21 protein-coding genes are annotated in these 22,743 nt (G+C 65.4%); 18 read left to right on the plus strand and 3 right to left on the minus strand.

What is annotated here, in order from left to right:
• Positions 1-16: 16 nt before the first annotated feature.
• Positions 17-505, minus strand: coding sequence for an inorganic diphosphatase (locus tag GUY30_RS04430; protein ID WP_167194415.1), 489 nt, complete (start codon positions 503-505; stop codon positions 17-19).
• Between the two features lie 108 nt (positions 506-613).
• Here GUY30_RS04430 and dacB point away from each other — a divergent pair, with 108 nt between their 5' ends.
• Genes dacB through tilS form a run of 3 tightly spaced genes read left to right on the plus strand, consistent with a single transcriptional unit; the run spans position 614 to position 4,147 of the window.
• Complete coding sequence (gene dacB, locus GUY30_RS04435) at positions 614-2,125, plus strand: D-alanyl-D-alanine carboxypeptidase/D-alanyl-D-alanine endopeptidase (protein ID WP_228281681.1); 1,512 nt, start codon at positions 614-616, stop codon at positions 2,123-2,125.
• Positions 2,122-3,138 carry an Rv3626c family coenzyme F420 biosynthesis-associated protein gene (locus tag GUY30_RS04440; protein WP_167194417.1) on the plus strand — a complete coding sequence of 339 codons (1,017 nt, stop codon included), beginning with the start codon at positions 2,122-2,124 and terminating at the stop codon, positions 3,136-3,138. Before dacB ends, GUY30_RS04440 begins: the two co-directional genes overlap by 4 nt.
• Positions 3,125-4,147: a tRNA lysidine(34) synthetase TilS gene (tilS, locus tag GUY30_RS04445; RefSeq protein WP_167194419.1), complete on the plus strand. Its 1,023-nt coding sequence runs from the start codon at positions 3,125-3,127 to the stop codon at positions 4,145-4,147. Before GUY30_RS04440 ends, tilS begins: the two co-directional genes overlap by 14 nt.
• Positions 4,148-4,150: 3 nt before the next feature.
• On the opposite strand, the gene GUY30_RS04450 is transcribed toward tilS, so the two are convergent.
• A complete protein-coding gene (locus GUY30_RS04450) occupies positions 4,151-5,425 on the minus strand; it encodes an amidohydrolase family protein (protein WP_167194421.1) in 1,275 nt (424 codons plus the stop codon).
• Positions 5,426-5,548: 123 nt separating this feature from the next.
• On the opposite strand from GUY30_RS04450, the gene GUY30_RS04455 reads away from it, so the two are divergent.
• From GUY30_RS04455 to GUY30_RS04515, 13 genes are all read left to right on the plus strand, one after another.
• Positions 5,549-6,820, plus strand: coding sequence for an MFS transporter (locus GUY30_RS04455; RefSeq protein WP_167194423.1), 1,272 nt, complete (start codon positions 5,549-5,551; stop codon positions 6,818-6,820).
• 47 nt (positions 6,821-6,867) lie between these two features.
• On the plus strand, positions 6,868-7,419 hold the full coding sequence (gene hpt, locus GUY30_RS04460) for a hypoxanthine phosphoribosyltransferase (RefSeq protein ID WP_167194425.1): 552 nt from the start codon (positions 6,868-6,870) through the stop codon (positions 7,417-7,419).
• Positions 7,420-7,599: 180 nt separating this feature from the next.
• Positions 7,600-9,774, plus strand: a complete 2,175-nt coding sequence (gene ftsH, locus GUY30_RS04465) for an ATP-dependent zinc metalloprotease FtsH (protein ID WP_167194427.1) — start codon at positions 7,600-7,602, stop codon at positions 9,772-9,774.
• On the plus strand, positions 9,774-10,397 hold the full coding sequence (folE, locus tag GUY30_RS04470) for a GTP cyclohydrolase I FolE (protein ID WP_167194429.1): 624 nt from the start codon (positions 9,774-9,776) through the stop codon (positions 10,395-10,397). The genes ftsH and folE overlap by 1 nt, the downstream gene beginning before the upstream one ends.
• 22 nt (positions 10,398-10,419) lie before the next feature.
• Positions 10,420-11,298, plus strand: a complete 879-nt coding sequence (gene folP, locus GUY30_RS04475) for a dihydropteroate synthase (protein WP_167194431.1) — start codon at positions 10,420-10,422, stop codon at positions 11,296-11,298.
• Entirely contained in the window at positions 11,295-12,251 is a 957-nt protein-coding gene (gene folK, locus GUY30_RS04480; RefSeq protein ID WP_167194433.1) for a 2-amino-4-hydroxy-6-hydroxymethyldihydropteridine diphosphokinase, read from the plus strand. Before folP ends, folK begins: the two co-directional genes overlap by 4 nt.
• 28 nt (positions 12,252-12,279) lie before the next feature.
• Positions 12,280-12,741 (plus strand): DUF3180 domain-containing protein, encoded by a 462-nt coding sequence (locus GUY30_RS04485; RefSeq protein ID WP_167194435.1) that lies wholly within the window; start codon positions 12,280-12,282, stop codon positions 12,739-12,741.
• Entirely contained in the window at positions 12,738-13,238 is a 501-nt protein-coding gene (locus GUY30_RS04490) for a PH domain-containing protein (protein ID WP_167194437.1), read from the plus strand. The genes GUY30_RS04485 and GUY30_RS04490 overlap by 4 nt, the downstream gene beginning before the upstream one ends.
• A 2-nt stretch (positions 13,239-13,240) precedes the next feature.
• The gene (locus GUY30_RS04495) at positions 13,241-15,115 is read left to right on the plus strand and encodes a PH domain-containing protein (protein ID WP_167194439.1); all 1,875 of its coding nucleotides are present in this window, start codon (positions 13,241-13,243) and stop codon (positions 15,113-15,115) included.
• Positions 15,112-16,002, plus strand: a complete 891-nt coding sequence (locus GUY30_RS04500) for a Rossmann-like and DUF2520 domain-containing protein (protein WP_167194441.1) — start codon at positions 15,112-15,114, stop codon at positions 16,000-16,002. The genes GUY30_RS04495 and GUY30_RS04500 overlap by 4 nt, the downstream gene beginning before the upstream one ends.
• Positions 16,003-16,046: 44 nt before the next feature.
• Positions 16,047-17,606, plus strand: a complete 1,560-nt coding sequence (lysS, locus tag GUY30_RS04505; protein ID WP_167194443.1) for a lysine--tRNA ligase — start codon at positions 16,047-16,049, stop codon at positions 17,604-17,606.
• Between the two features lie 6 nt (positions 17,607-17,612).
• The gene (locus GUY30_RS04510) at positions 17,613-17,858 is read left to right on the plus strand and encodes a hypothetical protein (RefSeq protein WP_167193001.1); all 246 of its coding nucleotides are present in this window, start codon (positions 17,613-17,615) and stop codon (positions 17,856-17,858) included.
• On the plus strand, positions 17,824-18,153 hold the full coding sequence (locus GUY30_RS04515) for a histone-like nucleoid-structuring protein Lsr2 (RefSeq protein ID WP_092015973.1): 330 nt from the start codon (positions 17,824-17,826) through the stop codon (positions 18,151-18,153). Before GUY30_RS04510 ends, GUY30_RS04515 begins: the two co-directional genes overlap by 35 nt.
• 292 nt (positions 18,154-18,445) lie before the next feature.
• On the opposite strand, the gene GUY30_RS04520 is transcribed toward GUY30_RS04515, so the two are convergent.
• A complete protein-coding gene (locus GUY30_RS04520; RefSeq protein WP_167194445.1) occupies positions 18,446-19,336 on the minus strand; it encodes a macrolide 2'-phosphotransferase in 891 nt (296 codons plus the stop codon).
• Between the two features lie 150 nt (positions 19,337-19,486).
• Between GUY30_RS04520 and GUY30_RS04525 the strand changes: the two genes are divergently transcribed.
• Together GUY30_RS04525 and GUY30_RS04530 are read left to right on the plus strand one after the other, a co-directional pair.
• Positions 19,487-22,027: an ATP-dependent Clp protease ATP-binding subunit gene (locus GUY30_RS04525; protein ID WP_167200697.1), complete on the plus strand. Its 2,541-nt coding sequence runs from the start codon at positions 19,487-19,489 to the stop codon at positions 22,025-22,027.
• Between the two features lie 106 nt (positions 22,028-22,133).
• Positions 22,134-22,718 carry an amino-acid N-acetyltransferase gene (locus tag GUY30_RS04530; protein ID WP_167194447.1) on the plus strand — a complete coding sequence of 195 codons (585 nt, stop codon included), beginning with the start codon at positions 22,134-22,136 and terminating at the stop codon, positions 22,716-22,718.
• The last annotated feature ends 25 nt before the right edge of the window (positions 22,719-22,743 follow it).

A 22,743-nucleotide genomic window follows, 5' to 3' on the forward strand; every position in this document is an offset into this window, starting at 1 on the left:
TGGTGAGGGGGAAAGCTCAGTGGCCCTCGGCCTTGAATCGTTCGATGGAGGCGTTGATCTCCGCCTCGGCGGCTTCGCGACCGGCCCAGCTCGAACCCTTGACGTACTTGCCGGGCTCGAGGTCCTTGTACCGGTTGAAGAAGTGCTCGATCGAGTCGAGCATGAACTGGTCCACATGCGAGATGTCGGTATAGGAATCCCAGCGGGGATCTCCGGCGGGAACGGCGAGGACCTTGTCATCGCCGCCGGCCTCGTCTTCCATCTGGAACATGCCGATGGGACGGATGTCGATGAGCACACCGGGGAACAGCGGCTCGGGCAGCAGCACGAGCACATCGAGCGGGTCGCCGTCGTTTCCGAGCGTGTCCTCGATGAAGCCGTAATCGGCGGGGTACTGCATCGAGGTGTAGAGGTAGCGATCGAGCTTGACCCGACCGGTCTCATGATCGACTTCGTACTTATTGCGGGACCCCTGCGGGATCTCGATTGTGGCCAACAGTTCCATAGTGCTCCTTCACGTTAGGGGTGCATCACTAGAATAGATGGTACAAGTCCCCGTCACCGCCCACCGACGGCGACCACCTCACGGTCGTCGAGGAATGAGAGCCTGCGTTTGAACGACACTGATGCGCCGCAGAACCCGTCGGACTCCGGCTCGTCGCGCCGCGACCGCAAGGAGGGGAAGTCGCGGCGGAAGAAGGGCGGTGCGATCACCGCCGGCGTCATCGTGCTGGCTCTCGGTGCCTATGCCGCCGTCGACGCCTACGACCTCGTGCCCGGCCTGCCGAGCGTGCTGACCACCGAACCCCAGGTCGAGGTCCAGACCGTTCCCACCCCGCAGGCCCACGCCGAGCAGGTGCCCGCCCCCGCCTCGGCGGTCGACGACTCCGCTCCCGTTCCCACGCAGATCCCGAAGACGATCGACGCCGTGCTCAAGGACTCGAAGGTCAAGGGCTTCGGCCTCGAGGTCCGCGACGGGCTCAGCGACGATGTCCTCTACGCCAAGGACGAGATGAAACCGCGCACTCCCGCCTCGGTGACGAAGGTGCTCACCGCGGCCGCCTCCCTGTCCGCGATCGGCGGGGAGAAGCGCCTGGCGACGACGACGGACTTCGATGTCGACACGAACACCCTCACCCTCACCGGGGGAGGTGATGTTCTCCTGTCCGCCGGGGAGTCCGATCCCGGCTCGGTCAACGGGCACGCCGGCCTGCGGACCCTGGCCGAGGACACCGCGGCCGCCCTCGAGAAGCAGAACATCTCCGAGGTGGCCCTCAACCTGGATACGAGCAGGTACGTCGGTAAGGACTTCGACTCCGGCTGGGAGCGAGCCGATATCGCCAAGGGCGTGATCACCCCGATCCAGCCGATCATGGTCGACACCGCCTACGTCGGGTCGAAGGACGCCGAATGGCGCGGCCGCAGCGAACACCCGGCCAAGGATGCCTTCTCGATCTTCGAGAAGGAACTGAAGAAGACCGGGGTCACCGTCACCGAGGCGGCCGCCGAGTCCGAATCAGAGCAGCCGTCCGAATCCGATGACACATCCGAATCTGCGGGCACGAAGGAGCTCGCCCGAGTGGAATCGGCGACGATCTCCGAGATCGTCGAATACGCCCTCGTGCACAGCGACAATGTCGTCGCCGAGGTGCTCGGCAACGAGGTTGCCATCGCCCAGGGCAAGGACGGCAGCCTCGAGAACGGCCCCGAAGCGGTGCTGGAAGCCCTCGGCGAATCCGTCGATCTCGGGCGCACACACCTCGTCGACACATCAGGCCTGTCCTATGACAACCGGATCGCCCCACACGATCTCACGACCGTCCTGCAGGCCTCGGTCGTCGCCGATGACTCTTTGGCCGGACTCGTCAGCTACTTCCCCGTCGGGGGACTGACCGGCACCCTGCATGACCGCTTCCTCGATGAGAGGAACGCGTCGGGAGTGGTGCACGCGAAGACCGGAACACTGTCCTCCGTGACCTCCCTGGCCGGGGGAGTGCTCGACGCGGAGGGCCGCTACCTCGTATTCTCCATCCAGATCGACGACGTGGATAAGGACAAGATCTTGGAAGCCAGAAAGACCGTGGACGATATCGTCACCGCACTCGCGAATTGCGGCTGCCGATGATCATCGATGAGGACTTCGCCGCCCGCACCGCCCGTGAGCTCGTCTCCGCGGCGAAGGTCCCCGAACCGGGTGTCCTCGACACACTCGTCGAGGGGATGAAGGACAACGCACTGACCGCTCAGGACCTCGTCCTCGACTCGTTTCTGCTGCCGCCGGAACACGCCGATGATGTGCGCGGCCGGCTCGCCGCCGCTTCCGTGCTCGTCCTCGACCAGGTCAGCTGGGTCAAAGCCAATGCCCAATCAGTCAACGGAATGCTCGACGAGGCGGCCCTGCCCGCCCCGGTCAGCCCCGCCACCGCGATGGCCGGTGCCGTCGAGGTCGCCGGGGTGCTCTCGCTCCTGTCGACACGCGTGCTCGGCCAGTTCGATCCCTTCGCCGTTGAGACGGGACGGCTGATGTTCGTCGCCCCGGCCGTGCTCATCGCCGAGAAGGCCATGGACGTCGATCCGCGTGACTTCCGCATGTGGGTGGCCCTCCACGAAGCCACCCACCAAGTGCAGTTCGCGACGGCGCCCTGGCTGCGCGAGCATATGCGCACCCTGCTCTCCGGAGCCGTGTCGACCCGGCTGACGATGCCCGGAGTCGGCGGGATCGTCGACCTCTTCGCCACCCTCGGGCGCATCGTCAAAGGCGAGGCCAGCATCATCGACCTCATCCGCGACGAGAAGATGCGCAATGCTCTCGACGAGGCCACCGCGATCCTGTCCCTGCTCGAAGGCCACGCCGATGTCGTCATGGACGAGGTGGGCGTCGGAGTCATCCCGAGCGTGCGCACACTGCGTCGCAGGTTCGAGGCCCGTCGCGACGCCGCCCAAGGCGGGTTCCTCACCAATCTGCTCGGGATGGATCTCAAGCTCGCGCAGTATCGCGACGGGGCGAAGTTCGTCCGCGCCGTCCGCCGTGAGGTCGGGCAGAAGGGCTTCTCCCGCATCTACGCGAGACCTGAGAACCTCCCCCGCACAGCCGAGATCCACGAACCGCACCTCTGGCTCGACCGTGTCCACGGCTGACGGCTCGTCTGCCGGTTCCTCGCCGAGGCGGCCCACCCTCGACCCGGCCAGCGGAGCCATCCGAGGCGCCGTCCGGGCGGCACTGAAGGCGGCCGGAACAGCAGAGCCGGGAGTCATCGTCGCGGTGTCCGGGGGAGCGGATTCGATGGCCCTGCTGCACGCGACAGCGTTCCTCCACCGTCGCGGTGAGATCCGTGCCCGTGCCGTCACCGTCGACCACGGTCTCCAGACCGTCACCGCCGAGGTGGCCGCCCGGGTCGCCGGCACCGCCGAATCGTGGGGTGTGCCCGCCGAAGTGATGACCGTGAGCATCGACGCCGGTGACGAAGGCGTCGAAGCCGCGGCACGCGCCGCCCGCTATTCCGCCCTCGAAACCGCACGGGTCCAGGCCGGAGCCGATTGGATCCTCACCGCCCACACCCGCAGCGACCAGGCCGAAACCGTTCTGCTCGGCCTCATGCGCGGATCGGGCACCCGGTCCCTGGCAGGGATGAGCCCACTGAACGGACACCTCATGCGCCCCCTGCTCGGCCTCGACCGGGACCAGACCGAAGCCTCCTGCCAGGCCCAGGGAATCGAAATCTGGAACGACCCGATGAACGCCGACACCGCGTTCACCCGAGTCCGAGCCCGGCAGCTGCTGGCCGGACTCGAAGCCGAACTCGGCCAGCCGATCACCGCGAACCTCGCCCGCACCGCAGACCTGTGCCGGGCCGACGCCGATTTCATCGAAGCCCGCGCCGAGGCGGCCGGGCAGACGATCAGGGGAGCCGCCTCGGTGCCGGTGGAGGACTTCACCGCACTCGACGAGGCCGTGCTCAGCCGGGTCGTACGCGACTGGGTGATCTCACTCGGCGTGCCCGGACAGAACCTCGGAGCGGTGCGCGTCGCCGAACTCTGCGCCCTCATCCGCGACCGCAGCCGCGGTCGCCTGTCCCTGCCCGGAGACACGGAAGTCGTCGTCTCCGGCGGCCAGGTCGTGTTCCAAGCCGCGGCGAAGGCCCGCTGAGCCTCAGCTCAGCCTGGCACCGCCTGTCAGCTCTCCGCCTGAGGCGATGAGCCGACCCGCCTTGAACACGTCCCGATCCTGCGGGCAGTCCATGATTGCGGAGGTTACGGTATCGGCTGAGACAAGCACGAAGTCGGCGGGAGCACCCGCACCCAGACCGAACCGGGCATCGTCGGCCAGCGCCGAACCGTCGGGACGGGCACCGGCCATGACCTGAGCGCCACCGCGGGAGGCGATGTCGAGGCAGCCTTCGATATCGGCATCGGCACGGAATCCGTTCGTGAACGCCAGCTGCCAGGTCCGACGCAGCAGATCACCGTCACCGTACGGGCTCCAATAGTCCCTCTGCCCGTCCTCGCCGAGCCCCAGAGGCATTCGGCGTTCACGGATGAGCGCCTGCGGCAGCACCCCCTTGGCCGGAGCGACCGTCGTCAGGGCCACTCCCACCTCGGCGAGGGCATCGAGGATCCGGGCGACCTCCGGCTCCGGATTCGTGTTGAGAGCGAACGCGTGGGAGACCGTGACCTGACCGGTCATGCCCGCGGCTCTGGTGCGGGCCGCGATCTCCTCCAGCGAGAACAGTCCCGCTGTCCCCGCCTCGTGGAGGTGGATGTCGATGCCCTTGCCGTGCTTATCCGCCAGCGCGAACACGGTGTCGAGGTGCTCTGCCGGATCCCGGTCGTAGAGCAGCGGATCGAGCCCGCCGACGAGGTCCGCGCCCTCGGCCAGAGCCGCATCGAGCAGCTCCCGCACACCCTGCTCCCTCACGATTCCGGCCTGCGGGAACGCGACGATCTGGAAATCGAGGACATCGGCATGAGCCTCGAGCGCGGCCTTGACCCCGTGGAAGCGTTCGAGCCCGCAGTCGGCGTCGACCTGAGCATGCGAGCGGATGCGCGTGCCTCCGGAGGCGACGATCTTCGCAATCGCGAACGCGGACTGATCGGCGACGCTGCGCTCGCCGCCTCGCCAGTTCTCCCGATCGTTCATGATGTAGCCGTGCAGAGTGCCGTCGGCGGTGTGCGGCCGGAACGTCTGGCCCATGCGGTTCGAATCCAGGTGGGCATGGGCATCGCCGAGGCTGGGCAGCAGGATCCGTCCCGCACCGTCGATGACCTCCGCCCCCGTCGACCCAGTCCCGGTTCCCGGTGCAGTGGAACCGTGGGCGGCATCCTCGGCGCGGGAGATGCGGGAGAACCGGCCCTCGGTGATCTCGACATCGACGGCGGGAGCATCGGGAGTGCGCGGGAAGAGGCGCACATTCTTCACAACGATCATGTGCTCAGCCTACGACAGTCGATCGCCGGATGGTATACCATCTGAGGTTGTGTCCGTTTGCGCGCCCCGGAACGGCCTCGGCCCGCGTGCACGACGACCGCGGCGGTCTGAAAGGATGAGGCCATGACGACTTCGCCCGAGCAGGGGTTCCGACGCTCCCGCGGCCTCGACGTTCTGGCCCTGGCCTGCCTCGTCCTCATCGCCGCCTCACTGCGCCCGGCCGCCTCCTCGCTGGGCCCCGTGCTCTCCGAAGTCACGGACGGATTCTCCCTGGCCGAATGGCAGACCGGTCTGCTCACCGCTCTGCCGGGCCTCGTCTTCGCCATCTGCGGCATCATCGCCGTGCCCCTGCTCAAACGACTCGGACTGTTCACAGCCCTGGCCATGAGCGCCGCCTTCATCGTCGTAGGCGTCGGCCTGCGCGCGATCGTCACCGAATGGGTGGCCTTCGCACTGCTCACGGTCCTCGCCCTGGCCGGAATGTCGATCGGCAACGTCATCCTGCCCGTCTACGTCAAGTCCCGCTTCCCGCACCGGCCCACCCTGGGCGCGACGACCTTCACCGTCTCGCTGGGACTCGGTTCGATGCTGCCCTCGCTGCTCACCGCACCACTGGCCGAACAGTTCGGCAGTTGGCGCTTCGGCCTCGGCTTCTGGATGATCCTGCCCTTCTCCGCGCTCATCACGTGGTCGGTGCTGCGGAGCCTGAAGTCCGTGCCCGTCCTCTCCGGACAGGCGGCCGAGCCCGGAGGAGAACGGACCGAAGCACCGCCTCGGCGAGCGGTCTTCACCTCGCCCAAGGCGCGGTACATGGCGATGTTCTTCGGTCTCCAATCGGCCAATGCCTACCTCCAGTTCGGGTGGCTGCCGCAGATCTACCGCGACGCCGGACTCGACCCGTTCCTCGCCGGGATCATGCTCACGATCGTGACCTTCGGCGGTCTGCCGGGCGGATTCCTCGCTCCGCAGATCATCGTGCGGGGCATCGCCCCGCGCCCCTTTCTCGTCTCCTTCGGCGCCAGCGCCGTCGCCGGCTATACAGGACTGCTGCTCAGCCCGGCCACCACTCCCTGGCTGTGGGCGGTTCTGCTCGGCTACGGCGGATTCGCGTTCCCCGCCGCGCTGGCGCTCATCACCTCTCGGACCCGCGAGGTCTCGGTCACGGCCTCGACGTCGGCTTTCGTGCAGTCGTCGGGCTATGTGCTCGCCGCGCTGTGTCCGCTGGCCGTGGGCGGACTGCTCGGCGTCACCGGCGGTTGGCAGGTGCCGCTGTGGTTCATGGTCATCATCTCCGCGCTCATGACGATCACCGGCTGGCTGTCGGCGGGTCCGGGGACCGTCGACGACGAACTGGCGCCGACTTCCGGGCACAGTGGCACCGGCGAGGCAAAGTGACCCATAATGGAATCTCAAGGACCCGTTTCTGAGGAGAATCGACACTCGTGGACATCAACGATCTCGGCAATGACATCGAAAAAGTACTCGTCTCGGAAGAGCAGATAGCCGCACGACTCGTTGAATTGGCCGCCGCCATCGATGAAGACTACAAAGACAAGGACATCCTCCTCGTCGGCGTCCTCAAGGGGGCCGTCATGGTCATGGCCGACCTTGCCCGTGCCCTGCATTCGCCGGTGACGATGGACTGGATGGCCGTGTCCTCGTACGGATCGGGCACGAAGTCGTCCGGCGTCGTGCGGATCCTCAAGGACCTCGACACCGACCTCACCGACCGCCACGTCCTCATCGTCGAAGACATCATCGACTCCGGTCTCACTCTGTCCTGGCTGGTCCAGAACCTGCGCACCCGCGGAGCGACCACCGTCGAGATCTGCACGATGCTGCGCAAGCCCGAAGCCGTCAAGGTCGACATCGACGTCAAGTACGTCGGCTTCGATGTGCCCAACGAATTCGTCATCGGCTACGGCCTCGACTACGCGGAGAAGTACCGCAACGTGCCGTTCGTTGCGACACTGGCTCAGCACGTCTACAGCTGAGCCTGACCGCATCGCATCTTTACGCCCGCGGCGAACCCGGGCAGGGTCCGGGGTCTGTGACGGAATAGATTCGCCATGCATTCGGGCTATAGGGGTGCGAAGTACTAGGCTGTGGGGGATGTTCCCAGGCAGCCTCGGTAGCCTGAAACGGTTGCCCACATCTTTTTCCTGAGAGGACTTATGGCCGAGTCGAACAAACGTCGCCCACTGCTGAACAAGGCGACGAAGGGCCCATTGGTCTGGATCGTCCTGGCGCTGCTCGTCGTATCGGTCGGTGCTCTGCTGTTCAGCCAGTCCGGGTTCAGCCAAATCGACACCGAACAGGGTCTGCAGCTGCTTGAGGACGACAAGGTCGAGCAGGCCAAGATCGTCGACAAGGACCAGCGCGTCGACCTCACTCTCAAGGACGACTTCAAGGTCGACGACAAGGACTTCGGCAAGAAGGTCCAGTTCTTCTACGTCGAACAGCGCGGCGAGCAGGTCGTCAAGGCCGTCGACTCAGCCGGTCCGGAGAAGGGCTTCACCGACGAGGTGCCCAAGCAGAGCTGGCTGATGTCGCTGCTGGGCACGCTCATCCCGTTCGTCATCATCTTCGTCGTCTTCTGGTTCCTCATCTCGCAGATGTCGGGCGGGAAGATGATGAACTTCGGCAAGTCGAAGGCGAAGCTCGTCAACAAGGAGAACCCGGACGTCACCTTCACCGACGTCGCCGGAGTCGACGAGGCCCTCGAGGAGCTCGAAGAGATCAAGGAGTTCCTCGCCGAACCGGAGAAGTTCAAGGCCGTGGGAGCGAAGATCCCCAAGGGCGTGCTCCTCTACGGTCAGCCCGGTACGGGCAAGACGCTGCTGGCTAAGGCCGTCGCCGGTGAGGCCGGAGTCCCGTTCTACTCGATCTCCGGTTCCGACTTCGTCGAGATGTACGTCGGCGTCGGTGCCTCCCGTGTGCGCGATCTGTTCGAGCAGGCGAAGTCGAACGCCCCCTGCATCATCTTCATCGACGAGATCGACGCCGTCGGCCGCCAGCGCGGCGCCGGCATGGGCGGCGGACACGATGAACGCGAACAGACGCTCAACCAGCTGCTCGTCGAGATGGACGGATTCGACGTCAAGACCAACGTCATCCTCATCGCCGCGACCAACCGACCCGACGTCCTCGATCCGGCGCTGCTGCGCCCCGGCCGCTTCGATCGGCAGATCCCCGTCGAAGCCCCGGACATGAAGGGCCGTAAGCACATCCTCGAGGTCCACGCCGCAGACAAGCCGCTGGCCGACGAGGTCGACCTCGGTCAGGTCGCGAAGCGGACCCCCGGATTCTCCGGTGCCGACCTGGCCAATGTCCTCAACGAGGCGGCCCTGCTCACCGCACGCGAGAACGCTAAGGTCATCGACAACCGGATCCTCGACGAAGCCATCGACCGGGTCATCGCCGGCCCGCAGAAGCGGACCCGACTGATGAAGGACAAGGAACGCCTCGTCACCGCCTACCACGAAGGCGGGCACGCCCTCGTCGCCGCGGCCATGAACCAGACCGACCCCGTCACCAAGGTGACGATCCTCCCGCGCGGACGCGCACTGGGCTACACGATGGTGCTGCCCAGCGAGGACAAGTACTCGACGACGCGCAACGAGCTGCTCGACCAGCTCGCCTACGCCATGGGCGGGCGCGTGGCCGAGGAGATCGTCTTCCACGACCCGACCACCGGCGCCAGCAATGACATCGAGAAGGCGACGAACATCGCCCGGAAGATGGTCACCCAGTACGGAATGAGCGAGAAGCTCGGCATGGTCAAGATCGGCGACGACCAGTCCGAGCCCTTCGCCGGGCGCGGCTACGGCGGCGGCGACGAATACGGGGATTCGACCCTGTCCTCGATCGATCGCGAAGTCCGCGGCCTCATCGACGCCGCGCACGCCGACGCCTACTGGGCGCTGACGCACAACCGCGATGTGCTCGACAACCTCGCCTACCAGCTGCTCGAACGCGAAACGCTGGACCAGGCCGCCCTCGAGGAGATCTTCGCACCCGTCGTCAAACGCGCCACTCGCGAAGTCTGGCTGGCCCACGATGATCGTCCCGTGTCCGAGCGCGGCCCCATCGATCCTCCCGCACCGCAGAGCGAGCGCAGCGAGGGTGATGGGTCGACCGGCGCCGAGGTGGACACCACCGACATCCCCGGAGCCGGACCCACGGGAGTCAGCGGACCCCATGTGCCGCACAACCCGCCGGGACCCGAGAACCCGAACGGCCCCACCGGTCCGACGGGCGAACCGACCGGAGGACCCGGCACGGGTGGTCCCGGAACCGGGGGACCGACGACGAATGGCACGAACGAGGACAGAGGAAACAACGACTGATGGCCGATATCGAAGAGGTCTCCGCCGGTCTCGGCCCCGCCCCTTCGGGGCAGGAGAACAAGGTCGACCAGGAGCGCATCGCCGCTGCCGTGCGTGAGATCCTCATCGCCGTCGGCGAAGATCCCGACCGGGAGGGTCTGTTGGAGACACCGGGCCGAGTGGCTCGGGCCTATGAGGAGATCTTCGCCGGACTCCACCGCGACCCGGCGGAAGTCCTTGACGTCACCTTCGACATCAGCCACGAGGAACTCGTCCTCGTCCGCGATATCGACCTGTACTCCACCTGCGAACACCACCTCGTTCCCTTCCACGGTGTCGCCCACATCGGCTACATTCCGAGCAAGAACGGCAAGGTCACGGGACTGTCCAAACTGGCCCGCCTCGTCGAGATCTACGCCCGTCGCCCACAGGTGCAGGAACGTCTGACCTCGCAGATCGCCGATGCCCTCGTCGACCACCTCGACCCGCAGGGCGTCATCGTCGTCGTCGAAGCCGAACACCTGTGCATGACCATGCGCGGCGTCCGCAAACCCGGCGCCTCGACGATCACCTCGGCCGTGCGCGGGCAGCTGCGCGAAAGCGCCTCCCGAGCAGAAGCGATGAGTCTCATCCTCGGTCGCTGAGGCCAGAACACGGATCACAGCGATGGACGAAACAGCCGCGAAGACGACGCAGATCATGGGCGTCCTCAACGTCACCCCCGACTCCTTCTCCGACGGAGGACTGTGGTTCGACCACGACCGGGCCGTCGCCCACGGACTCGAACTCATGGCCAATGGTGCCGACATCATCGATGTCGGAGGCGAGTCGACGCGTCCGGGATCGGCCCGCGTCGACGAAGCCGAAGAGCTGCGCCGAGTCGTCCCGGTCGTCCGTGAGCTCGCCGCAGCCGGAGCCGTCATCAGCGTCGACACGATGCGTGCCCAGGTCGCCGCGGAATCCCTGGCAGCCGGGGCCCACATCATCAACGACGTCTCCGCCGGGCAGTCGGATCCCACCATGCTCAGCGTCGCCGCCGAGACCAGAGCACCCATCGTGCTCATGCACTGGCGCGGCTACCTCGATCAGGCCTCGGCGACCTTCCACTACGACGATGTCGTCGCCGAGGTGATCGCTGAACTGCGCACCCGCATCGACGAAGCCATCGCCGTGGGCGTCGAACCGGCGAACATCATCGTCGACCCCGGCCTCGGATTCTCGAAGAACGCCGAACACAACTGGCAGCTGCTCTCCGCTCTCGACGCATTCTCCGCCCTCGACCACCGGCTCCTCGTCGCCGCCAGCCGGAAGCGCTTCATCGCCTCCCTGCTCAGCCCCGACGACCCGAAGCAGGCCGAACAGGCGGCGAAGGATCAGGCCACGGCCACGATCTCCGCGATCTCCGCACAGGCCGGCGCCTGGGCGGTCCGCGTCCACGATCCGGCCACCTCGGCGGTCGCCTGCAAGGTCATCGCCGCGGTCAGGGAACACTCCGCAGCCGCGAACCACGCAACGAATGCCGGCACCGATGGAGCCGGGCGATGACCGGCACCGAGGCGGCCCCCGACCGCATCGAACTGCGCGGACTCACGGTGCGCGGCAACCACGGCGTCTTCGACTTCGAGAAGCGCGAGGGTCAGGACTTCGTCATCGACGTCACCCTCCACACCTCGGTGGAGCGTGCCGCCGCCACCGACGACCTCGCCGAGACGATCCACTACGGTGAACTCGCCGAGGAAGTCGCGGGAATCGTCGAGAACAACACCTTCGACCTCATCGAAACCCTGGCCGAACGGATCGCCGACCACTGCCTGAGCCTGTGCGAACACGTCGAAGTCGTCGTCCACAAACCCTCCGCACCGATCCAACGGACCTTCGACGATGTGCGCATCCGCGTCGAACGAGACCGCCGTACCCCCGCAGCCGCCTCGGTGGGGGACTCCGCTGCGACCGCGAACTCCGTGCACGCTGCGGGCGGTGCGGACGATGGGGAGACCGCAGCGTATCTCAGCCTCGGGGCGAACCTCGGCGAAGCCGCGGACACCCTCGACCAGGCGGTGGCCGCCCTCGACCGGCACCCGGACATCACCGTCACCGCCCGGTCCTCACTCTTCCGCACCGCACCCTGGGGCGGAGTCGAACAGGACGACTTCCTCAACCTCGGAGTGCTCGTGAGCACCACGCTGCCGGCTCTCGAACTGCTCTCGGTGGCCCAGGGGATCGAAGTCGCCTGCGGGCGGACGCGTGAACTGAGGTGGGGACCGCGCACCCTCGACATCGACCTCATCCGCTTCGGAGACGAGGAAGCAGAGCTGCGCAGCCAGACCCCGCGACTGACCCTGCCGCACCCACGCGCCCATGAACGCGCCTTCGTCCTCGCCCCCTGGGCCGAACTCGTCGGAGACACACTCATCGACACCCCACAGGGGCGCCGCCCCATCAGCGCGGTTCTGGCCGACCTCGACGACCAGGACATCTCCCGGATCACCTCTGGATAACCGCCCGCGATCTGAGAGACTGGGAACCATGCAGAGAACCGCGTCGTCCACCCTCGCCGTCTGGGCCGTCATCGGCACGGTTCTCGCGATCGTGGTCGACGTGGTGCTCGAAAGCCAAGGGTTCTCACTGCCCGGACTGCCGTGGTTCGCCGTCATCGGCATGCTCGTCCTCGCCGCCATCCTGTTCCTGCTCGGCTGGCCCATCAAGAAGTGGAACGACGGGGACCGGACGAAGGAGATCGACCCGCTCCAAGCGGCGAGAGTTGCGATCATGGCCAAGGCCAGCGCCCTGACCGGTGCCGGACTCTCCGGCTGGTATCTCGGCAACGCGGGGTACTACTTCCTGTCGGCCCCGGGGATCCGCAACGATCTGGCCGCAGGTATGCTTGTCGCAATGATCTCCGCCGCAGTGCTCATGATCGTCGGAATGATCGTCGAGGGATTCTGCGAGATCCCACCTCAAGACCCGCCGGGAGCTGAAACAGCATGAACCGCGACCTCTCCTTCTCCATCGGAGCCGATGTGCCCTTCAACCGGGTCAGCCCGAAGTACGGGCTGAAGGAGGTCCTGGCCTCACTGACGCTGCTCGTTCCGCTGCTCGTCGCCGCACTGGTCTTCGCGATCATCTTCACCTCCGAGGTGCCGTGGCTGCATCTGATCTGGGTCGCGGTCCTCGTCTACGGCATCATCTCGACGATCGTCATCCTCCGCCAGGCTCGCGCCATCGGATATGCCGAACGCGAGGACGACCTGCTCGTCCGTCGTGGCATCATGTTCCACCGCGCCACTGTCGTGCCCTACGGCCGGCTCCAGTTCGTCGACGTCGACGCCGGCCCCATCGACCGGATGTTCGGCCTGGCCACCGTCAAACTCCACACCGCCTCGGCCGCGACCGACGCGACGATCCCCGGATTGCCCCGCGCCGAAGCCGATCGCCTGCGCGACAGCCTCGCCGGACTCGGCCAGGCCAACCTCGCCGGACTGTGACCATGAGCGACGAACCCTGGTTCGACAACCCGGATTCCACCACCGAGGCGGCCGCACCGGAGGTCTGGCACCGCGTACATCCGCTGACGCCGATCCTCGAGAGCCTCGGCGTCCTCATCGGTATCTTCATCGCCGCGGCCTACGGTCTGCAGAACTTCTTCCAGAGCGCGGTCGAAGACCTGGCCTCGGGTCGTTCCGTCAACCTCACCTTCGCCGAATGGCTGGGCGCCCATCCGCTGGTGATCCTCGCTGTCGTCGGCGGGATCGTCCTCGTCCTCCTGCTCACCGCTCTCTTCAGCTGGTTGGCGTGGCGCGTCATGGGCTACCGCGTCGATGCCGAAGCGATCTACTATCGGCGCGGACTGCTGTCGAAGAAGCTGCGCAAGGCCCGACTCGACCGCGTGCAGTCGATCGACCTGCAGCAGAAGCTGCTGCCGCGCCTGCTGGGAATGGCCGAACTCGTCTTCGACGTCGCCGGGGGCACCGACTCGAACATCTCCCTGAAGTACCTGTCGAAGAAGCGGGCCGAAGAGCTGCGCGACGAACTGCTGGCCGCCGTCCGCTCCCGCAGGCAGGGATACACCCGCACCGAGGCGGCTCCCGGCACACCTGGATCCGCTTCGTCGACGTCCGCGTCGGCTGGTGCCGGTTCGGCCGGGTCCGAGGCTGCAGCCGATGGTGCGGCAGCGAATCTCGCCGCGGGACCGTCCTGGCCGGCCATGACGGGCGCCGCCGACGACGACGGCGGCACCTCAGGGGCCAGCGGGCAGGCCGGAGCCGATCTCTCGGTTCCCGAACGGGGCGGCGACAGCCTCGGTGTGCGGCTGACCAAACGGTTGGGGTCCCTTGCCGATGAAGTCTCCGGTGAAGCCGAATCGAGCCTCGGCGATCTGCTCGCCCCGTACAACCTCAGTCCGCGGGTGGGTGACGAGGGTGAGATCATCCGGGTGCCCGTCCACCGGGTCGTCGTCTCCTCCCTGCTCAAGACCGAGACCCTGGTGTCCGTGGGCGTCGTCATCGTCGTCGTCATCACGGCGATCGTGCTCTTGGCCTTCGGCATCAAGGAAGCGTTCATCCCGATCCTCGTCGGTGTTCTGCCCGGTGTCTTCGCGGCGTTCTCCGTGTTCCGGAAGAACCTCGACAATGCGAACTTCGTCGTCCGCCTCGGCGAGAACGGGCTGGCCGTCAACCACGGACTCTTCTCCACCTCCCGCAAGGTCATTCCGCTCGACCGGATCCAGGCAGTGGCACTGCACCAGCCGCTGCTGTGGCGGTGGGCCGGCTGGTGGGAGGCCCAATTCAACATCGCCAGCGACGGCGGCAAAACCGAATCGAACCTGCTGCTGCCCGTCGGCGACATCGACCAGGCCCTGCTCATGGTCGGACTCTCCCTGCCTGACCCGCAGCTGCCCGAGGACATCGGCGCCGACACCCTGGTGCGCTCGGCGATGTACGACCGGAAGTCCGCCGACCCGAACGCGGACGCGGCCGAAGCGCTGTTCCACCCGCAGCCGCGATCGTCGCGACTGGTCGATCCGTTCGTGTGGAAACGGCGGGCCTATGCGCTCACCGAATCGATGCTCGTGCTGCGCCTGGGCATCCTCGACCGCCGAGTCGACTTCGTGCCCCATGTCCGCGTCCAGTCCCTGAGCTACTATCAGGGACCGCTGATGCGGGCGCTGAAACTTGGGTCGGTGGCCGTGCATTCGACCGCCGGCCCCATCACCCCGCTCGTGAAGCATCAGAGCGCGGACGGAGCCAAACGCTTCTTCACCGAACATGCCGAGCGCACTCGGATCGCCCGCCAGACCTTCGACGCGGCCGCGAAGAGCGGCCACACCAACCGCACACGGACCCCCGAGGAGGACGAAGGATGAGCCAGGGCGACGCACCGAGGCTGGGCATCGGAATCATCGGCTGCGGCCGAGTCGGAGCCAGCATCGGAGCCGCTTGGAGGCAGGCCGGGCACGCGATCATCGGTGTCAGCGCCACCTCGGCGGCGAGCCGCGAACGCGCCGAGGAGATGCTTCCCGGAGTGCCCGTCCTCGACCCGGACGAGATCACCGAACGCGCCGAACTCGTGCTCATCGCCGTCCCCGATGACGAGATCGTCCCCTTGGTGACCGGTCTGGCGAACCTCGGACGCATCCACGCCGGGCAGATCCTCATGCACTGCTCCGGCCGGTACGGCACCGACGTCCTCGAAGCCGGGACCAGCCTCGGCGCTCTGCCCATCGCTCTGCACCCGTCCCTGACGTTCACCGGAACCGAGGTCGATCTCAGCCGCCTGCGCCAGGCGACGATCGCTGTCACGGCACCGGCGCCGATCCGTCCGGTAGGGGAGGCCCTCGTCGTCGAGCTCGGTGCCGAACCGATCGATATCGCCGAGGCGGACCGCCCCCTGTACCACGCGGCCATCACCCATGCGTCGAACCATTCGATCACGATCCTCACCGAAGCCATGGAGCTGCTCGCCGAGGCGGGGGTCGCCGACCCGTCGGCGGTTCTCCACACCCTCGTCGATGCCAGCGTCGCAAACACCATGCAGAACGGACCCAAGGCGCTGACCGGACCGATCAGCCGCGGTGATGTCGGAACCGTCGAGGCGCACCTGGCGGCGCTGAGCGAATTCAGCCTCAGCCGGTCGAACCCGTCCGTGCGCAACAGCTACATCGCACTCGCCCGCTCGACGGCCGCGAAGGCCCTGGCGATGGGACGGATCACCGAAGCCCAGGCACAGCAGATCCTGACCGCTCTGGACTGATCGCCGAATTCCCCCGTACGGCCCGTCCACGGTAGCCTTGAAGCATGGCGAACACCGACTCGAAGACACCTGAGAACGCAGACCTTTCACCCGAACACCTCGATCCGGAACAGATCCGGATCCGAAAGGACAAGCGCCAGCGTCTCCTCGATGACGGAACCGACGCCTACCCCGTCTCGGTGCCCCGCACCCACAGCCTCGCCGAGGTCCGCACCGCCCATGACGGACTCGAAGCGGGGGAGGAGACCGACGACATCGTCGGCGTCATCGGCCGCGTCGTCTTCGTCCGCACCACCGGCAAACTCTGCTTCGTCACCCTGCAGGCCGGTGACGGCACCCGCCTGCAGGGCATGCTCTCGCTGCGCGAAGTCGGACAGGAGCGCCTGGATGACTTCAAGACCGACGTCGACCTCGGCGACTTCCTGTTCCTGCACGGCCGCGTCATCAAGTCCAAGCGCGGTGAGGTCTCCGTGCTCGCGGACTCCTGGACCATGGCATCGAAGGCCATCCGCCCGCTGCCCGGCCTGCACACCGAACTCGCAGAGGACACCCGCGTCCGTCAGCGCTACCTCGACCTCATCACCCGCGAACAGGCTCGCGAGACCATGCTCACGCGTTCGAAGGTGATGTCGTCGCTGCGGCGGACCTTCGCCGACCAGGACTTCGTCGAGATCGAGACGCCGATGCTGCAGACCATGCACGGCGGAGCCTCGGCGCGCCCGTTCAAGACGCATATGAACGCCTACGACATCGACATGTACCTGCGCATCGCCCCCGAGCTGTTCCTCAAGCGGGCGATCGTCGGCGGAATCGAGAACGTCTTCGAGATCAACCGCAACTTCCGCAACGAGGGAGCAGACTCCACTCATTCCCCGGAGTTCGCGATGCTCGAGGCCTACCAGTCCTTCGGCGACTACCACTCGATCGCCGATCTGACGAAGACCCTCATCCAGAACGCCGCCCAGGAAGCCACCGGATCGCTCGTCGTCACTCTCGACGACGGCACCGAATACGACTTCGGCGGAGACTGGCCGGTTGTGAGCATGTACGACTCCCTGTCCGAGGAATCCGGCGTCGAGGTGACCCCGGAGACCGGTCTGGACGTCCTCGACAAGATCGCCGCCGACAACAACGTCGACCTGGGCGGTGTCTTCCGCTCCCACGGAAAGTACGTCGAAGAGCTGTGGGAGCACTTCTACCAGGACAAGCTTTGGGCTCCGACCTTCGTCACCGATTTCCCCGTCGACACCTCACCTCTGGTGCGTGAGCACCGGACGAAGAAGGGCGTCGTGGAGAAGTGGGATCTGTACGTGCGCGGCTTCGAGTTGGCCACCGGCTATTCGGAGCTCGTCGACCCGATCATCCAGCGTCAGCGCTTCGAAGCTCAGGCTGCGGACGCCGCTCGCGGTGACGACGAGGCGATGGGCCTCGACGAGGACTTCCTCATGGCGATGGAGCACGGAATGCCGCCGACCGGCGGAATGGGAATGGGCCTCGATCGTCTGCTCATGGCACTGACAGGTCTGGGAATCCGCGAAACCATTCTGTTCCCATTCACTAAGCCTCTGGCTTCTTCGCAAGAGGATTCGGCTCAGGAGGGCTGATTTACGATGTTGGATATCATCAAAGCGCTGCTCCCGTCGATCTGTGTGGGATTGCTGTTCTGGTATGTGTTCCGGAGTATTGTCCGCGCAGATCGCAATGAACGCCAACAGGTTGATAAATACTATTCAGAGATCGACGTTAGCGGAATCGACGATAATCCGGAAACGGATGTTAAGATGACAGCGACAAAATCCTCTGATTATGAAAAGAGTGAACATGGCAAGGGAAATGCGCCTCGTTCTCACGGATGATTTCGACGGAAGCGAAGCGGCGGAAACCGTTCGTTTCAGCCTCGACCAGGCAACGTACGAACTCGAGCTTTCAACCGAGAATGCCGACAAGCTCCGTGAAACGTTCGCCCCATTCATCGCCAAAGCACGTCGTGTAGCCAACACCGGTGGCCGTGGCCGTCGTGCGGGCTCGTCGGGACCCAAGCGGGACACGGCGAAGATCCGCGAGTGGGCTCAGAACAACGGGTACCAGCTCGGTGATCGTGGACGGATCCCACTGGAGATCGTCGAAGCATACGAAGCAGCGGAGAAGTAAGAGGCTCATTCGAAAGCCGATAACTTCCGATTAGGCTCGAGGGGTCAGCGAATTGATTCGCTGGCCCCTCGGGTCTTTTATATGTGGTCCGGCATTAGCAAATGCCATCATCGCTGATGTGGCAGGACAGCAGTGATGAAGCGTCACAGACAATTGCCAGGTGCAGAGTAGTTGAAAGTCGTGACGATCAATGGGCGGAGCAAATGTTTCGTCGCAGTGAGCTGCGAATCAAGGACGCCTGAACTATGGCGGAGGAAAGTCTGCTGCACATCGGGCCGATAATGATGGTGATTCAGTCGGCCGGGTTCAATTGCGCCCGTGCTGCAGCCATATATTCCGGCGCCTCTGTCTGCAATGCGAACAGCCCCAGCTCGACGGGCGACGTCGAATAGAGCTCGCCGCAGTGATCGGCAAACCGGGGCCAGACCCGACCGCCAGCTTCCTCATACCGAGCCATCGTCGCTTCGAATGCCGAAGCCGAGACGCTGGCGTGGTGGAACATGAAGTCTCGGGCGGGGTCGCCGATCGACGCCGTCGTCCAGTCGAGGATGCTCCGGTTGACGGCTCCGTCCATGAGCTGATGCGCCGGGTACACCTCTCCATGGGTCACGGTGGTGAAGGTCGGCCAATAGCTGTCGTCGTCGAGCCACGCTGTCCACCGTCGGAGCAGAGCCGGCGCCACCTCGAACTCCGCGGCGACTCGGTCGATGTCGTCGCGTTTGCGCTGGCGAAGCTCGGCGGGGGAGAACTCCGGGATTCCGGAGTCCCGGACGACGGCCGGGTCGACGGTGTGAAGTTCGGCGAGGACGGATCCGAGCGACGCGGTGTATTCGGGGGATTCGACGTCGAAATGCCACTGCGGCGCTCCGTCGTCATCGATGGTCAGCCCGGGAGTTCCCGGCAGCAGAGGGTAGGCGATGAGATCCTCCGAGTGGATCTTCCAATCGGGGACCGCGAAACTCAAGTGGGGTGCGATGGCAGTGAGGAATCGGCCCTCGACGGCGGCACGGGCGGAGGCATCCCGACGCCGAGGTATCCGGAGCACCCAGGAACCTCCGTCGACCGCCTCGGCGATGGCGACCTGGAAGTCGAGTCCGAGCTCGTTGATGACGATGGAATCGGCAGTGATGTCGAGACCATGGGCCCGGGCGAGGTCTCGGATGGTCGAACGATCGGTGGACATGTCGGCAACCTCTCTGTCGTGGCCGTGTGGACCTCGAGTCTAGAGAATTTCGCCCACAGCCAAACGGTTTCGGCTCATGGCGAAACCTGCAATAGAACCGCGCTCGTGGTGGTTAGGCTCAGAAGAATCAGAAGACCGAGGAGGATGAATATGTTCGAGCGGTTCACCGACCGAGCACGACGCGTTGTGGTGCTCGCGCAGGAAGAAGCGAAACTTCTCAAACACAACTACATCGGCACCGAGCACATTCTGCTCGGCCTCATCCACGAGGGTGAAGGCCTGGCAGCGAAGGCTCTCGAGGGCATGGACATCTCCCTCGAGCAGGTGCGCGACCAGGTCCAGGAGATCATCGGTCAGGGGCAGCAGGCTCCGAGCGGCCACATTCCCTTCACCCCTCGGGCGAAGAAGGTCCTCGAGCTCAGCCTCCGTGAAGCACTGCAGCTGGGACACAGCTACATCGGCACCGAGCACATTCTGCTCGGCCTCATCCGTGAGGGCGAAGGCGTTGCCGCGCAGGTGCTCGTCAAGCTCGGCGCGGACCTCGGACGCGTCCGCCAGGAAGTCATCAAGCTGCTGTCGGGCTACCAGGGCAAGGAGCCCGTGTCCGCCGGCGGTCGCGAAGAGGGAACCCCCTCGGGATCGCTCGTGCTCGACCAGTTCGGCACCAACCTCACCGCTGCGGCCCGTGAGGCCAAGCTCGACCCGGTCATCGGCCGCCACGAGCAGATGCAGCGTGTGATGCAGATCCTCTCGCGTCGCACGAAGAACAACCCGGTCCTCATCGGCGAACCCGGTGTCGGCAAGACCGCTGTCGTCGAAGGACTCGCGCAGGCCATCGTCAACGGCGAAGTGCCCGAGATCCTCACCGACAAGCAGCTCTACACCCTCGACCTCGGTTCGCTGGTCGCAGGTTCCCGCTACCGCGGTGATTTCGAAGAGCGTCTGAAGAAGGTGCTCAAGGAGATCCGCACCCGCGGTGACATCATCCTGTTCATCGACGAGATCCACACCCTGGTGGGTGCGGGTGCCGCCGAAGGCGCGATCGATGCCGCTTCGATCCTCAAGCCCATGTTGGCTCGCGGAGAGCTGCAGACCATCGGCGCGACCACTCTGGATGAGTACCGCAAGCACATCGAGAAGGATGCCGCTCTCGAGCGCCGGTTCCAGCCGATCCAGGTTCCCGAGCCGTCGCTGGCGCATTCGATCGAGATCCTCAAGGGACTGCGGGACAAGTACGAGGCGCACCACAAGGTCACCGTCACCGACGGTGCCCTGGCTGCCGCCGTGAACATGTCCGATCGCTACATCAACGACCGGTACCTGCCGGACAAGGCGATCGACCTCATCGACGAAGCCGGCGCCAAGCTGCGCATCTCGCGTCTGTCGGTTCCCCAGGAGGTCCGTGACCTCGAGGAGAAGATCCTCGAGGCCCGCCACCGCAAGGAAGCCGCCATCGATGCTCAGGACTTCGAACTGGCAGCCTCGGAGCGCGACTCCGAGATGAAGCTGCAGAAGGAGAAGGAAGAGCAGACCGAGGCATGGCGCAAGTCCGGCACCGACACCTCGAAGGTCGTCGACGCCGATCTCATCGCCGAAGTGCTCGCCTCTGCCACCGGCATTCCGATCTTCAAGCTCACCGAGGAGGAGTCCTCGCGTCTGCTGCGGATGGAAGACGAGCTGCACAAGCGCGTCATCGGTCAGGACGACGCGGTCAAGGCGATCTCGCGGGCGATCCGTCGTACCCGCGCGGGGCTGAAGGATCCGAAGCGTCCCTCCGGTTCGTTCATCTTCGCCGGCCCCACGGGCGTCGGCAAGACCGAGCTGGCCAAGGCGCTCTCGGAGTTCCTCTTCGGCGATGAGGATTCGCTCATCAGCCTCGACATGTCCGAATACTCGGAGAAGCACACCGTTTCCCGACTGTTCGGTTCCCCTCCGGGATATGTCGGATACGAAGAGGGCGGTCAGCTCACGGAGAAGGTCCGCCGCAAGCCGTTCTCGGTCGTCCTCTTCGACGAGGTGGAGAAGGCCCACTCGGACATCTTCAACTCGCTGCTGCAGATCCTCGAAGACGGTCGCCTGACCGATTCGCAGGGTCGTGAGGTGGACTTCAAGAACACCATCATCATCATGACGACCAACCTCGGTACGCGTGATGTCTCGAGCGGACTCCAGCTCGGATTCCAGGTCGAGGGTGACACGAAGACCAACTACGACCGGATGAAGCAGCGGGTCAACGAAGAGCTCAAGCAGCACTTCCGTCCCGAGTTCCTCAACCGTGTTGATGACACGATCGTGTTCCCGCAGCTGAGCATGACCGAGATCATCAAGATCGTGGATCTCTTCCTCGAGCGTCTCGACGTGCGCCTGGCCGATCAGGGCATGAAGGTAGACGTGACTGCAGAGGCGAAGGATCTGCTGGCCGAGCGCGGCTACGATCCGGTCCTGGGTGCCCGACCTCTGCGTCGGACCATCCAGCTCGAGATCGAGGACACTCTGTCGGAGAAGATCCTGTTCAAGGAGATCGGCCGCGGCCAGACCATCAAGGTCGACGTCAAGGGTGAAGGAAAGGACGCCGAGTTCACCTTCGAGGGCATCGAAACCGAGAGCCTGAAGCCCGCTGAGGATGACGAGGCCGAACTCGCAGGTTTGGGTTCGTCCGGATCGAGCGGATCCTCGGAGACCTCGGTCTGATCGTTCATCACCTTCTCGGATGACAGCGAAGAGTCCGGGGAGTCGGCAGCAGCCGGCTCCCCGGACTCTTTCGTGTCCAGCGCCGGTGATGGTGTTGAATGGCGGTATGAGCTCTGATGTAGGCGACTTCGATCACGGACGGATCTCCGGGGACCACCACACCAAACACGAACTTCCCGGTGGCCTGTACCTGCGACGAGCGCGGACCGGCGACGTCAAAGGCATCGAAGCCCTCGTCGCACCACTGGCCGAGCAGCGGATCCTGCTCGCCAAGGACACGGTGACGTACTTCGAGTCTCTGCAGGAGTTCTGGCTGGTCGTCGACCCCCAGCCCGACGGGTCAGAGATCCTCGCCGGCTGCGGTGCCCTGCACATCATCTGGGCGGACCTCGCCGAGGCGCGCACAGTCGCCACTTCAGCGGACTACCGGGGCAGGGGAGTGGGCAAGGCGATCATCAGACAGCTGCTCGCCGATGCTCGGGAGATCGGTGTCGACAGGGTGTTCTGCCTGACATTCGAGACCGGATTCTTCGGATCGCTCGGCTTTGAGCCGATCAAGGGCATCCCCGTTTCGCCCGAGGTCTACGTCGAGCTGCTCCACTCCACCGATGAGGGGGTCGCAGAGTTCCTCGACCTGGCCCGGGTCAAACCGAACACCCTGGGCAACTCGCGGATGATCAAATACGTCTGAGACGGATTTGGGGCACACCCATCAG

Origin of the sequence: Brevibacterium pigmentatum, from assembly GCF_011617465.1 — a bacterium.
Classification (GTDB): Bacteria; Actinomycetota; Actinomycetes; order Actinomycetales; family Brevibacteriaceae; genus Brevibacterium; species Brevibacterium pigmentatum.